The following is a 14,441-nucleotide window of genomic DNA, read 5'->3' on the forward strand; positions in this document are numbered from 1 at the left end:
AGTTCGAGCACGTTAAAAGACTGCGACCTAGACCAAAATGCACTGCATACGCACAAGCTGTATTGGTTTCCTTTTTCTTTATATTCAATTAAATTATATCATTATTTTACATAAATTTACAGACTTTGTTTTTTATTTTATTGGTAAACTTATGCTTAGCGTATAATTTCCGCGTTTCGTCGGCAGGCCCCCTTATATGGAATCTTGTACAATACCGTATTGAAATTAAATATGCCTAAATGGACTGCACATATGGTAGCTACGTTATTTTCTCTTGGTAGTGCCTATCAAGCTTTTGTAAATTTTTTTGTATAACACGCAACAAAAAGGTCGCCACTTACGGCGACCTTTTTACTATTTCACTTCTACCGTATAATTCCCTGTTCCCCCGCCATACTGATACACATGTAAATAATATTTCCCTGGATACGTGTAGTAACTTCCTACTAACTTATTTCCTTCTTGCTGGGCATACGTAACGTAATTATTTAAATCTGCTTCCGAATAAAGAACCCAGTTTACTCCAATATTATTTTCCTTCGTTACATTAATTTGCAGGTTTTTCGCCGTTTCCACATTTATTTCAAAGTAATCACTCGTATCACCGTTTCCTAAACTAGCACGTAAAACTTGATTGAATTGCAGTTTATTTGCTGTCTGGAATGAGTTATTCGGCTCTTTTTCTACACTATTATCTTCTTTCTTTTGAATCGTTACATTCGTTGTAGCAGTATTCGTTAATCCTTTGTCATCTGTTACTGTTAATTTTGCCGTATATGTTCCTTCTTTTGTGTATACATGAGTCGGATTTTGTTCATTACTTACAGTACCATCACCAAACTCCCATTTATAAGCAACAATTTTTCCATCTTCATCTTTCGATCCATCGCTTTTAAACGAAATTGCTGCATTTACATTTCCGCTATATGGGCCGTTTATAACCGCAACTGGCGCTTTATTCACAGCACCTTCTTCTGTATTAATCCCATGGAATACAACATCATACTCAAATTGTCCTGCTGCATTCACACGGTAATTTACGAAATAAGCTGTTACTGTTTTATAGCCTGTCCATTCTTTCGCACTTAAACGTTTTAACGTATCATTTACGTTTTGTGTAATTGTCTTCCAGTCTTCATATTCTCCTTTTGCAGTCGTACCTGTATATGTTCCTTGTAGTGTAAATGTATGAAAGAACTGTGATTTGTTTTTCTTAACTGATACATTACTTAATTTTGCTTCTGCTGTAATTTCTGCTGCAATATCTGAAACTGGTTTCGGTGCGTGCGTCGCTAAATAATCATCTGATACTAATGGAACATTATATTTCTCACGGTTATCTACTAACATTTGCATATAGTCTTGATACTCTTTATTTAAATTCGCATCTTTACTTAAAGCAGAGCGGTATGCATCATATGCTGTTACATCATTTTTCCTAATAAGATCATGAATTTTGTCAAACATATCATATCTCTTATTGTACATGTACGATTGTAAAGCGAAGGAATAATTATAGAAATCCCACGTTCCATATTTTGCGTTTAACGTTCTCTCTGCTGTATAACGTTCTGCTGGATTTGAAGATATGCCTCCTATAATACTCTTTCTCGGTACAACATTATCTGTTCTCGTTGCACCTGCAAAAAACTCCGCATTCCCTTCTTCAAACCAAGATAATCTCTCATTCTCATACATCTTCCCTTGTCCCCAAAGTCCTGGCACTTCATATCTACCTTGTAAATAATGCGTGAACTCATGTCGGAACAATTCTTCCAAACTATAAATGCTTTCTTCTGGCGTACGTTCATAAGTAAAGAACGTACCTGTTCCTTCTATATAAAGACCGCCGTTATTCGTTTCATACCCGTATAATTGACGGTTAAATTGATATTCAGCTGGGCTATTATAAATAACCATCGTTAATACATCATCAGGATTGCCTTTTTCTAACGGCTGGTCACTTTCAACCGTACGATGGAATTGTGCCTTCACTTCTTTTGCCGCCCAATATAGACGTTTTACTTTTTCCTCAGTCACCTTATCTCCAGCTTTTAACACAATTGCTCCATCATCGAACGTATACGTTTTCGGTAAATATTTTTTCTTACCATCTTCTCTTATTTGATCTAGATCAACCACTTTACCATTCGCATCTTTCCCGCCATAATTCGTCGCAATTTGCTCAGCAGCTACGAAATATTGCTCACCTAAATACGGATAGATTTTCATGGCATCTGTTACAACTTGTAATCCTTTCGTTTCTGTACTATGGAACGTACCAAGTCTACCTGTATAATAAATACCATTATTAATTAACCAACCATTTTTCGCTGTCACCGTTCCAATTAAGGCAAAACGACTTAATTCATTAATATAGCTATCAATTTTTTGATACCATATTGTATCTTTCGGTGCTTTTCTCGTATCGTACAAATACGATTGAATATCGTAATCAACACCTTGCATAATATCGTAAATCGCATTTCCAGCTGAAAGATTATCTACCAATGTAGAAAAATTATCATTATATTGTTTAAAAATCTTTGCAGCTGATGTGATCGTTTCCACATCACTTGAAGCATTTCCAATTAATTTTCCATATGATGAGACAACTCTATTTTGTTCTAATGTACCGAGTTTAAAATTCGGGTTATTCGCAATCGTTTTTAGTGCAGGTAAGCATTTATCATGATAGCTTCGCTCATTTAGTTTACTTAATTCTGTATGATAAAATCCTAAATAAAAACCAGATCGTAACACCTCTACTAAAGTCTCAATCCCTTTTGAATCATCTTTCGTATAAGCTTGTCCTTGCTGGTTCAATTTATCAATAATTGCCTGCATTCTACTATCATTTTGATAGAATGCAAGACTATCCTTATTAAACTGAAATAGCCCAGTAATTTGCTCCCAATCAATTGTTACAAGTAAGTCCACTAACTGCTGATTGCTCAATTGATTTAATTCAGCAATTGTATACGTTTTCGCTACAGCTAATTGCTTACTTTCCTTTTTCACTTCAGGCGGTCTTTGTGACAAATCAGCAAATTGTAGCCTTTTCTCAAAAGACTTATTTTCCAACACTTTTGATGAATGAGCTAATTCTTGCACTGGTAATTGTAAACCAATCGGCTCCATTTTGAGCACATTCCGATATGAAACTTGCTCTCCCTTTGTACCTTCTGCCAATGCGTCCCCTTGAAAACTCCCTAACATTAAACTAGCAAAACTTACCCCTACTAACACTTTTTTTGAATAGCCTTTCATGCTCTCCCCTACCTTACATTTTTTAGTGTACCGCACCATTATTTTACTATTTTTACTTTTTATACTGTATTGAGAAAAAATAAGGTAACGTTCACACATGTATCCATACCATGCAAAATTAACACTTGACTTTATGTGCGTTTTATATCAAAAAAAGATAGATAATAGCGAAATTCCCGCTACATCTATCCTCGTTTTCAAAACTATGATTTTAACTTTATGAATGTAACTTCTGGTAATGTTTGCATATGCTGAATAAACTCATTCTTTTCTTCTGACGATATGTTTTTCAGTTGCATCCCTACCTTATAAACAATTTCTATCCCTTGCTGTGAAGCTTCCACTTCATATGAAAGTATTGGAATGCCTTTCATATGAAGTGTTTCTAATATTTGTTGTACTGCTTCACGTTTATTTATACACATTTGCACCATTATATTTTGCGGAAATAAAAATTGCACCTTAAAAATACGACTTACAATCTCTAAACCAATTAAAACGAGAATCGTCGCTCCAATTCCTACTACATACATACCAGCACCAATTGCTAATCCAATTCCTGCTGTAGCCCATAAACCAGCTGCTGTCGTTAATCCTTTCACCGCCTGCTTTTGAATAATAATTGTACCTGCACCTAAAAAACCTACTCCACTAACAACTTGCGCTGCAATACGACTCGGATCTAGTGCCATATGATCTTCATTCATAATATCTGAAAAAGCATATTTCGAAACGACCATTATTAAAGCACTTCCTACCGCTACTAGGAAATGTGTTTTTAAGCCCGCTTCTTTTGATCGAATTTCCCTTTCAATACCGATTATTGCTCCTAACAAACCAGCAACACCGATTCGTATAATGAAATCAATATTTACACTCACGAGCCCTTCCCCCTTTCATTCATTATAGATAGATAAAATAAAAATTATCACACACATCCATGTATCGATATGAAGGAATTTTACTAAAATACACTTAATACCTAGGCCATTTTATGTTAATATTTTAAATATTAACATAAAATAAATAAATTCTAATTTTAAACATCCACTCATTTTCTTGAAAAAACAAAGGTGGATAACATGAAATGAGGTTGAGAAAATTAAGAAAACGTTTTCATTTCATGTCGTGATTTTTTTATACATACTACATAAATAAAGGAGCTTACTCACAATGAACGTCTCTTTGCTTACACCTACTACCGATTTACAAGACGAATACTTAGATTTTTATAACGAATGGAAAGATAGCGGTGAAACGATGATTCCGTGGGTTATTTCAAAAGACCCTTCTAACTTCCCCGCTATGGTGCAAGAACTACTCGATGCACATAACGGAGTAAACCTTCCTGAATCTTGGGTACCAGACTCTACATATTGGCTCGTTACAGATAATAATAGAATTGTAGGAACTGTTAATATACGCCATAGTTTAACCGAACACTTATTTAACGCTGGCGGTCATATCGGTTATGGCATTCGCCCTTCTGAAAGAAGAAAAGGTTATGCTACGAAATTACTAGCATTATCACTGGAAAAAGCGAAGCAATTAAACATCACGAAAGCACTGATCGTTTGCGATGAAGTAAATACTGCTTCAGAAAAAACAATTTTACATAACGGCGGGCTTCGTGATGAGGATTTCATTGAGGAAGATGGGAATGTAGTAAGACGTTTTTGGATTGAGCTATGATGAAGTCCTCCAATGAAAATAATCTTGTTATAGAGAAGTATAGTAAAAATAATGAGCTACAAGTAAAACAACTTATTGATTTATACAATGAAGAATCGTACGTATTTCACTTATTACGAGATAATAAAACAAAATGTGCGTATGTTGCCTACTATAAAAAAGATGTAGTAGGCATCTTTTTCACCTGGGGCAGTAACTTCCATCCATACTGCACATACTTTCGAATATATACGAATCCTTTCTATGCAGAGCTACACATTGAAGAATTTTTATTAAACGAGATTCAAAAGCGAGAAAACTTTAAACTCCCATTACAAACCTCTATATGGGAAACATCAGCTCATTTAAAAACGTTTTTTGAAGAACATAATTTTACGGAAATTCGAAGAACATATATGCCGATATTAGACTTACAAAAAATAGTTTCTATCGATATAGTCCCTAATTCAAATTATCATGTACAAACTTTATCGAACATCGTATCAAATAATAATTTATTAGAAAAACTAGCCTACTTAGTAAAAGAAAATTATGAGCAAACCCACCTAGCAAATCCCGTTGCCTCATTCCCACTACAAACTTGGCAAGAGATGATTTTAGCTGATGACGTACTACTAGATGGGAGCTTTCTCATTATAAATGAAGAGCATCAAATTATGGCATACTCTTTCCTCCATACATCAGAAAAGGATAATACGGTAGAACTAGGATGGTGCGGAACTCACACGAAAGACGATTTATCCTTACTGAAACTGCTCGTTTTCGAACAATTTATGTATGCAAATAAACACGGCTATTCTTTCATTCAAGGTGAATTCGATTCAACAAGTATATATGCAATGGAGATATTAAAATCCGTTCCTTTCAATCCTTGTGCTACCTGGATTACGTATCAAAAAGAAGTCGGAAGGTAATTATACACCTTCCGACTTCTTTTATGCTGTTTCTATTTCGAACTGTACTGTAATACCACTCGGGTCTACTACAGTAAATCCAGTTAAAATCTCATTTATTCCATGCTGTTTTTCTATTAATCTTTCTTTTACTTCATCTAAGGCTTCTTTATGCGGCAGTACTATCGTATACACTTTTAATCCAGTTGCATGTGTCGGTGGGTACGGATTATTTACTCCGTTCCACGTATTTGCCCCTATATGGTGATGATATCCTCCTGCAGAAATGAATAAACAGTCATCTTCGCGTTGTTGCACTTCAAACCCTATTGTATCTACATAAAATTCATTTGACTCCTCTACATCAGCAATTCGTAAATGCACGTGTCCAACGACCGTATTAGCAGGTAATCCATCAAACTCATAATCAACAAGCGTTGCTAGGTCTTTTAAATCCAGCGGGGTACTTCCTCCTGGCCCTTCTCCCCATTGATCACGCGGACGATCCGCATAAATTTCAATACCATTTCCCTCTAAGTCTTGTAAATAAAACGCTTCGCTATACGTATGATCACTTGCACTATTAAACCTTGAAATTGGTAAAATTTCATTTGAATATGTATAACGTCCCTCTTGCTCAGTCGGACTATCAATTACATTCTTATTACGAATCACACCAAATAATGCCGAAGCAAATGCCTCACGAGTCGGAACTAAAAAGGCTACATGATATATACCAGTCGTACGCGGCTCTTGCAGTACCCCGTCCTCTAACTTTTCAAGAACAAGTAATGTATTCTTTCCACCTTTTCCAGATAAATATGCTTTATTCCCCTCTTGCTTAATTACTTCTAAGCCTACAACATTCTCATAAAAGGCAATTTGACGTTCTAAATCTATCACCTTAAATTCAACATGACCAATACGTGTTTTCGGATGAATTTGTACCATGAATAACTCCATCTCCTTATCCCAATATTCTTCCATTACATATAACCGTTACTATGAAGGATACAACTAAAATCATCCTATGTAAATAAGAAAAGTCAGAATTTACAATTATTTTTATATTCATAATAAAAAGTCACCTCTTCTAACTTTCAGAAAAGGTGACTTTACAAAAATAGTCTGTTCTAATTCTTATCGCATTTTATGTACTTCAGCAACTAACTTTCCGCCCTGAATGCCCATATAAAGCTTCACAGGTGCATCATTCGTATTTTCAAACACTAAGTCTAAGTATGGATATGCAATTGTAGCATCTCTTCCTTGTGGAACGTAACCTACCGTTTTAGAATGTGTTGTTCTCTCTACCATTTTCAAACCAGCTTGATCTGCCGCATTGTATAATGTTGATGATGTTTGACAAACACCACCGCCATATCCATCTACTAATTTACCATCTACAATTTCTTTTCCTAATTGATATCCTTTATCTGGCGTTGTATCACCAATTAATGCATTGAAAGAGAAACGGTCTCCTTTTGCTAATACAACTCCATTTATGCTCGCTGCTGACAAACGAATATTTTCAATACGGCCACCTGTTGAGCCACCTAAATTCGTTTCATATCTACCAATTACCGTACCACTTCCTTGCGCATCACTTAATGTTGCAGTAGGCTTCTTCTCAACAATAGGTAATTGATAGGAAGAATCCCACATACCTACGTTTAATAATTTATCTACTAATTCTTTTTCCATTAATTCATAAGAAGGTTTCCCTTCTTGCCAACTTCCATCAGATCCTAGACGTGAAGGGACCATCTTTTTGTCAACATTTTTCCCAACTTCCCTAGCAACCTTCTCAACTGATTTTTTAAATTTCGCTTCATCTTCAAAATAACCTAGACTCGACAAATCTAACTTTTTTACTTCCGTACCTGTACGCCCATCTACTAAACTAATAGAATCCTGTACTTCTGCTTTAGCCTCTACCGTGTGGCCACCAATATCACTTACTAATGCAACATCACTTACTTTTGTACCACAGCCACTCACTACAGCTACACATAAAACCCCAACTAATATACCCTTTACTTTACGGAACAATATACTCTCCCCTTTTCCCCAATACTACTTTTATGTATTATTTCATTTTTATGTATGTTTTGTTACAATCATTTTACAATATATTTATAAATTGTTACAAGTTATTTTTTACTCTATATAAATTACTCTTTTCTTTTCCAAATGTCTATATATATTTACATAAAAGTTTGAGTTTGATAGAATTGTAACCTTTACGTAACCTCTCCCTATTATCCAGTATATACCATAAAACGAACGAAATACAAATGTAAAACTCCATATTCGTATTTATAAAAAACATCCTGTGAACATAAATAGGTATTTGCCGTGCCACACTCCGCTTTTACACATACATTATGGTGAATTAACCTATTTTAAAGAAATGGAGGATGTTTTTATGTACCCCTACAATCCATACGATCCATATAACCAAACTGGTTATCAACCTCAATATGATTTACAAGCACAATACCAACAATATATAGATCCAGTAGAACAAGTTAATCCATATGATCAAACTCGACAATTCCAACTTCCAATCTCTTTTCCTGGTGCTGGAAACCGTCAATTAGAAAGACGAGTAAATGAGCTTGAACAAAGAGTACGTCAATTAGAAAACACGGTTGAACGTCATACACGTAGATTAAACCGCTTAAACCAACGTTTACGTACAGTAGAAAACAGACTGAACATTCCATTTTCAGCATTAGAAGACGGATTTTAATTTCGGAAATAAAAAATATATGAAGGAAGGGGGCTTCCCCTTCCTTATATAAATTGACGAAAGTTTTTTCCATCTCTATACTGATAAGAGTTAATGAAATGAAACAAGGTGATAAATATGGATTTTGAAATAAATTATCTTTCCTTTTATGTTGTACAAGTAGAAGGAAAAGGTGAAGCTGTTGATAAACGCTACAAACATTTTCAAACATTAGACGCTGAAGAGTATGAAGATAGCTCCTTAAAAGAATTTTTGAATGGAGAATTATTAAAAATTTCAAAGAGAAAAGTAGAACGTCATGCGAAAACAGAGCAAGCTCCGACAAAGATCGGTCGCTTTATTGTAGAAGAAGGGCACGAACTTGATTCAAATCCTCATTACAACTTATTTAATCGCATGCGCTTTGCAGAAACGAAGGAAAACTTCAAAGATATGAGCGAACCTCTCGTTTATACATATCTTGACACAAGTGCTGTACGCGGTGGTGTATTTTTAATTGCGCAAGCTAAACTACGCAAATACTTTGATGATCCATTCGTCTTCGTTATGAAATGTGACTTCGAGCCAAAAGTCGCTTCCATTTCCGATGAATCCACACTAATTCGTAACGTTGAAATGGCCATCACAACAAAAAATATGAAATCTATCCAATATCCGTACATGCCCGAAGAAGGTATGGTCGAAGTGGGCGAGCTAAAGATTCACCAAGCATCACACGCCCGTTACTTTGAAGACTTCTTAAAATTCGTCGAATACGAACGCTCTATGCCTGAAATTATGAAAACACAAGTAATGGACATGGTATATGACCAAATTGAAGATGTATTTGAAGAAGGTACGGAAGAACGCGAACAGTTCGACCAAGCAATGGAAGTATGGGCTGCCAGTCCGAAACGCGAAATTATGGAACAATTTTCAACCGAAGAAGTAATGGAAGCTACCGCTCAAATCGTCGAGCATGCGCCTGAAGTGGAATTGAAGCTAAAAGCAGATCATATCTCTGTGAAAGCCCTACTTGCTGATTTCGGGGATCAAATACATATCGCAAAGGTAAATGACCGATACGTATTAATGATTGAGGCTGATACACTTACATTTGAGAAAGGCTTCTCTCCAATTGAGTTTCTGAAGCCAGACGAGTTGCAAGACGTAATTGAACGGATTGAGAATAAGCAGCAGTATTCTTATGATCCGAACGGGATTGAATAAATTCTTCTATTTAACTGTTTTTACTGGGCGCTTTTAATAAGCGCTCTTTTATTTGGGGCATAGTTTTCATTTATATTAAAAACCGATTCTACTAAGAATCGGTTTTTCTGCTTTATAACAAAATATGTTTATTTTTGATTCAAGAAGACATTTGTTGCAGTATTAAGTATATCGCTTCCTTGTTGTACAAGCTCATTTCCATTAAAAGTATCTTCTTCAATATTTTTAGTGGACCGAGTTCTTTTAGTCACTATGTATGTTGTTCAAGTGAAAATTTCACTTCACTACCTCAAACTTATTGTACTCGTAAAAGGATAACTGAAAACGATATTCCGGATGCTCTCTCACCCAATCGTAGGCCTCTTCTAAAATTTCCATTTTATTTTGTAAGTCATTAAGTTCACTACATTCGTTCCTTTTCTGTTTACACAGAGGACAGAATCCATTCACTATTTCAGCACTCGTCGCCCTAATCGTTTTCCTTTCTAAATCAACTACTAGACGAAGAATAAGAGAATGTTCTTCTTTTGTAGTCACCGTCATTTCAGCAATCCCATCCTCATTCCAAAAGACTCCGTTTAATTCCATCTGTACGGTAACATCGTTAATATCCAAGTCTATCACTATCACACCTCCCATATATATATATAAGACTCTTAGCTTACTCTTCTATTTTAATCTTTAATACACCACGATTTAAAGATATATTAAGCCTTTTCCAATTCTTCTTCTGTGCTATGAAAGGAAGTGTAATTACCGCTAATAGCGTGGTAAATATTATCCCAAAAACTAAAACTGTTACAATGTTAAAGATTGCTTCCATTCAACTTTACCCTCTTTCATTTCTATGGGCTCTAATTTTATGAATATATTAAAAAATTTCTTACCACACCTTAAATTTCAAAGTAGCACAATAAATCAATTCCTATTTATATGAATACTTTATTCATCCATCAATACAATGACAGTAAATTTATGTAGCTAGAAATAGAGAAGAATGTCATTTAACCTCTGCATTCTTCTCCATCTCAGCCAAATACCTAATCTGCCTTTCCGCTTTTCGAACCGCCGTACGAAAATGTTTTTTCAGAAGTTCTATTGTTGGTTCACTTATATAATATCTTTCCGTTATACTTTCCCACGTGTCGCTACTTTCAAATGTACTCCAAACGAAAGGACGCTCAGTATTTTTTCTCATTTCTTTAAATACCCATTTTCGCATCTTTTTTTTCGCTTTTTCTGTTAGTTTTCCGTTCTCTACTAGTTCAAGTTCACCATGCCTTTTATACCTTTTAGTAATATCTCTCTCGCTATATGCTTTAAGAAGTATGTTCGCTGTATTCTCAGCATCCGCTAAAGCACGGTGCTGCTTCCCTTCCCATATTAAACCGAGCTGTTCTACTGCAGATTGTAAACTTGGTGTATGCTCAAACAATTCTTCATACGCTTGAAAAACAAATTTTTGTAAATCAATTCTTCTTTCTTTTTCCATACAAGGGCATTCTACAGCATGTAACGTACAATCATGAGATAGAAATCGATAATCTTCTTTTCCCCATGTAACAAATATAGAATCTTCTCCGATAAACTGAATAAATCTCTCTATAATTTGTGGAAATTTCTCTACATTCATTAAATCTTTCTTTGTAATTCCCGTTAATTTTGTCGTATGACGAGTAAGTCGTGCACCGGGTTTTACTAACTCCGAAAATTCTCCAATTATCTTCATTGTACTTGCTTCTATTTTTACAGCTCCGATATCAACTATCTCTGACGGATCTTCTGATTTATATGGCCTAAAATTTCTCTCTATATCAAACACAATAAAATGTGTAGCGTTTTTCAATTTATTTACCTCTTTCTACATTCCTTTTCACACACATACTTTATTTTCAGTATTTATTTATTCATACACTTTATGCATGTAATACTTCATCTAAAAAACGAAAATTCAATCTCATTATGCTATGTACATAGGAGGTTCTTCAATTAAAACGCAAAAAAAAAGAAGGGCAAGCCCTTCTTTCTTCCACAATTACTTCTTGTTAACGTTTGTAGCTTGAGGTCCACGGTTACCTTGTTCTACTTCGAAAGTAACTTCTTGACCTTCTTCTAAAGTTTTGAAACCTTCGCCTTGGATAGCTGAGAAATGAACGAATACGTCTTCTCCGCCTTCAACTTCGATGAATCCGAAACCTTTTTCTGAGTTAAACCATTTTACTTTACCGTTTTGCATGTAAAAAATCCTCCTACAATGTACCTATATGTACATATTCATTTTCAACCACTTTACAAAAATAAGTCAGACATTAAAAAAACTGCAACTCTGAGGAGATTTAACATTGCTATCCTCCTCGGAAGTTACAGCTCATTTAAATCTCTATATTATTAAAAGTAAAATGGTTTAAATATAATATATCATATCAATATAATAAAAGCAAAGTTTTTTTGCTATACAATTTTTTTCTTCCACTGCATCGCTTTTGATTCACCTGATCCCGCTATAAAATAGGCTTCTTTTTGGTTCACAATGCGCCAGCCATGCCCTTTAACTGAATCACATACTGTTACAATTCCTTCTTCTAAAAGTACACGACAAACAGTACTAATCCCAGCCTTATTTTGCGTTGACGTTGTATATAACACATGTTGATCTACACTTAAGTCTAAATAGCTACTTGCTTTTTGCTCACTTTGACATGTGTGCCAATATGGTTTTTCACTCTCAATACTTTCATTTATTTTACAAAAAGAAATATTCCCGCTAATGCCTTTGCATGATCCACTGGCTGCTACTAAATAAGAGTTGTGTAAAGTCAACGCTGAGATCATTTGATTCATCACGATTTTAATCCTCTTTAATTTAAGTGTCTCCAAATTAAAGAGCCAAACACCACCATATTTAGCATGTATTTTCGTACCGATAAATAAGTAATGTTTATATAAAAACAACGATCGAATAGATGGTGCTCCGCCACCATATTCAAGAAATGGATGAATGGTTTCCCATGTCGAACCAAAATCATTCGAATGATACAACGTTTTATCTCCATGAGCAATGACAGTTCCTTCTATATTACTACATACATTCCAACTCGTTGCCTTTGTTGGAAAACGTTGAACCGTCCAATTCTCTCCACCATTCATACTACGAATAAAAATTCCTTCGTCACCTACACCATACACTACATTATCTTCGCTATGTAAATCCCTAATTCGTTTTTGAAAACCATTTAAAATTTGTTTCCATTCTCCGTCTTGTTCAATAAATAAACCATTATATGTAGTAGCTAACATAAGCTTTCCATCTCTTAACTTTGTAATAGCGGTCGCACTTAACATTGTCTCCACGTTGACACTCCCATTCTTAGAACTTCTCAGCAAATGCAATTGCAAAATTACTGCATTTTTCAACATCCTCTTCATCTTCTGGAGCTAGTTCGATTTTCAACCCTTCTTGTACAAGCTCTGCACCGCGCTCTACAAGTCTTTCTTCAAATATCGTTACCGCTTCACAAAATAGTTCATACGCCGTATCACCTGATCCGAATACCGCTACTTTCTTCCCTGATAAATCTATATTTTCTAAGTCATCATGGAAATCTTCCGCTTCAAATGGTAATTCCCCATCTCCCCACGTATAAGATCCTAAAATGATTCCATCATAAGCTAATAATTCTTCAGCATCCATGCCTTCCATTTCTTGCAATGCTACTTCATGATCAAAAGCATCTAAACTAACTTTAATTAAATCAGCAATACTCTCTGTATTTCCTGACATACTTGCATAAGCTATTAAAATTTTCGCCACTTTGGCATCCCCCTCTTACAATAAATGATTCTCATTCTCATTATATTAATAATGAGAATCAATTTCAATTGTATTTTTTATTTTTATTTATTCCATATAAAAAGCACAGATGACTATACAATCATCTGTGCTTTTTATTACTTTTTAAAAATACCAAACGGCTTTCCAACTGGTAAAACAACTTTACCAAAGTGTGTGTTTAACACTGCTGCTGCTGAACCATAGAAAGATAATAATGAAATAAGAAGTTCAGAATATGCTGCTAAATTATGCATTGCATGCGGCATAACACCTAAAGTACTTAATGAAAGACCGATAAATAAGAAATCAATAAGGACGAAAATCATAAATAATACTTTATGTGTTTCCATTGCACCAATTGTCATAAAGATTGCGAAAATTAAATATCCGATAAAGGCTACACCAAGCTGTTTTGAATCTGCAGCTTGTGCTAATTTTTCGCCAAATACTCCAAGTTGAATTAACCAAGTCATTCCAACACCTAGCCAAAATAGACCGTATGCACCGAATGCTGTTGTACCGAATGTATTGTTATGCTTTGCATCGTGAATGCAAGCAAAGATTTGTGCAAATCCTCCTAAAAAGATTGCCCATGGTAATACTAGTGAAACGCCATCTGTTAAGCCTAACTTTTGAGATGATGCTACAAGTGTTACCATCGCTAATCCAAATAGACCAATTCCAGATGGATCTGCTGTTGTCATTTTCACATGATGTGTAGTTGTTTGATTGCTCATATAAACCTCCTGATTATAAACATACTCGAATACAATACTTAAATCAGAAGACT

15 protein-coding genes are annotated in these 14,441 nt (G+C 35.0%); 4 read left to right on the top strand and 11 right to left on the bottom strand.

Going from position 1 to position 14,441, the window contains the following annotated elements; translation table 11 throughout:
• Window positions 1-354: 354 nt before the first annotated feature.
• Entirely contained in the window at window positions 355-3,270 is a 2,916-nt protein-coding gene (gene colA / locus PDQ33_RS05690) for a collagenase ColA (protein ID WP_061131702.1), read from the bottom strand.
• 203 nt (window positions 3,271-3,473) lie between these two features.
• A complete protein-coding gene (locus PDQ33_RS05695; protein ID WP_000115697.1) occupies window positions 3,474-4,151 on the bottom strand; it encodes an MgtC/SapB family protein in 678 nt (225 codons plus the stop codon).
• A gap of 292 nt (window positions 4,152-4,443) precedes the next feature.
• Between PDQ33_RS05695 and PDQ33_RS05700 the strand changes: the two genes are divergently transcribed.
• Together PDQ33_RS05700 and PDQ33_RS05705 are read left to right on the top strand one after the other, a co-directional pair.
• The gene (locus tag PDQ33_RS05700; RefSeq protein WP_061131701.1) at window positions 4,444-4,962 is read left to right on the top strand and encodes a GNAT family N-acetyltransferase; all 519 of its coding nucleotides are present in this window, start codon (window positions 4,444-4,446) and stop codon (window positions 4,960-4,962) included.
• Complete coding sequence (locus PDQ33_RS05705; RefSeq protein WP_000978258.1) at window positions 4,959-5,876, top strand: hypothetical protein; 918 nt, start codon at window positions 4,959-4,961, stop codon at window positions 5,874-5,876. Before PDQ33_RS05700 ends, PDQ33_RS05705 begins: the two co-directional genes overlap by 4 nt.
• A 21-nt stretch (window positions 5,877-5,897) precedes the next feature.
• Here the strand turns inward: PDQ33_RS05705 and PDQ33_RS05710 are convergent, their stop codons facing one another.
• Together PDQ33_RS05710 and PDQ33_RS05715 are read right to left on the bottom strand one after the other, a co-directional pair.
• On the bottom strand, window positions 5,898-6,806 hold the full coding sequence (locus PDQ33_RS05710) for a VOC family protein (RefSeq protein WP_061131700.1): 909 nt from the start codon (window positions 6,804-6,806) through the stop codon (window positions 5,898-5,900).
• A gap of 189 nt (window positions 6,807-6,995) precedes the next feature.
• On the bottom strand, window positions 6,996-7,907 hold the full coding sequence (locus PDQ33_RS05715; RefSeq protein ID WP_000488988.1) for a VanW family protein: 912 nt from the start codon (window positions 7,905-7,907) through the stop codon (window positions 6,996-6,998).
• A gap of 361 nt (window positions 7,908-8,268) precedes the next feature.
• On the opposite strand from PDQ33_RS05715, the gene PDQ33_RS05720 reads away from it, so the two are divergent.
• A complete protein-coding gene (locus tag PDQ33_RS05720; protein WP_001997954.1) occupies window positions 8,269-8,610 on the top strand; it encodes a hypothetical protein in 342 nt (113 codons plus the stop codon).
• 117 nt (window positions 8,611-8,727) lie between these two features.
• The gene (locus tag PDQ33_RS05725) at window positions 8,728-9,819 is read left to right on the top strand and encodes a DUF3900 domain-containing protein (RefSeq protein ID WP_270755038.1); all 1,092 of its coding nucleotides are present in this window, start codon (window positions 8,728-8,730) and stop codon (window positions 9,817-9,819) included.
• 276 nt (window positions 9,820-10,095) lie between these two features.
• On the opposite strand, the gene PDQ33_RS05730 is transcribed toward PDQ33_RS05725, so the two are convergent.
• The 7 genes from PDQ33_RS05730 to PDQ33_RS05760 form a co-directional block, all read right to left on the bottom strand.
• Complete coding sequence (locus tag PDQ33_RS05730; protein ID WP_000566120.1) at window positions 10,096-10,443, bottom strand: hypothetical protein; 348 nt, start codon at window positions 10,441-10,443, stop codon at window positions 10,096-10,098.
• A 37-nt stretch (window positions 10,444-10,480) separates the two neighbouring features.
• Window positions 10,481-10,642 (bottom strand): hypothetical protein, encoded by a 162-nt coding sequence (locus tag PDQ33_RS05735; RefSeq protein ID WP_000387292.1) that lies wholly within the window; start codon window positions 10,640-10,642, stop codon window positions 10,481-10,483.
• A 177-nt stretch (window positions 10,643-10,819) separates the two neighbouring features.
• The gene (locus PDQ33_RS05740) at window positions 10,820-11,665 is read right to left on the bottom strand and encodes an exonuclease (RefSeq protein WP_076874971.1); all 846 of its coding nucleotides are present in this window, start codon (window positions 11,663-11,665) and stop codon (window positions 10,820-10,822) included.
• 189 nt (window positions 11,666-11,854) lie between these two features.
• On the bottom strand, window positions 11,855-12,055 hold the full coding sequence (cspB, locus tag PDQ33_RS05745; RefSeq protein ID WP_001179150.1) for a cold shock-like protein CspB: 201 nt from the start codon (window positions 12,053-12,055) through the stop codon (window positions 11,855-11,857).
• A 215-nt stretch (window positions 12,056-12,270) separates the two neighbouring features.
• Complete coding sequence (locus PDQ33_RS05750) at window positions 12,271-13,170, bottom strand: WD40/YVTN/BNR-like repeat-containing protein (protein ID WP_270392974.1); 900 nt, start codon at window positions 13,168-13,170, stop codon at window positions 12,271-12,273.
• A gap of 16 nt (window positions 13,171-13,186) precedes the next feature.
• Window positions 13,187-13,630 (bottom strand): flavodoxin, encoded by a 444-nt coding sequence (locus tag PDQ33_RS05755; protein WP_061131698.1) that lies wholly within the window; start codon window positions 13,628-13,630, stop codon window positions 13,187-13,189.
• A gap of 137 nt (window positions 13,631-13,767) precedes the next feature.
• Window positions 13,768-14,388: an acetate uptake transporter gene (locus PDQ33_RS05760; protein WP_270755040.1), complete on the bottom strand. Its 621-nt coding sequence runs from the start codon at window positions 14,386-14,388 to the stop codon at window positions 13,768-13,770.
• Between the last annotated feature and the right edge of the window lie 53 nt (window positions 14,389-14,441).

The sequence above is a fragment of the Bacillus cereus group sp. Bc031 genome (assembly GCF_027716265.1).
Classification (GTDB): Bacteria; Bacillota; Bacilli; order Bacillales; family Bacillaceae_G; genus Bacillus_A; species Bacillus_A paranthracis.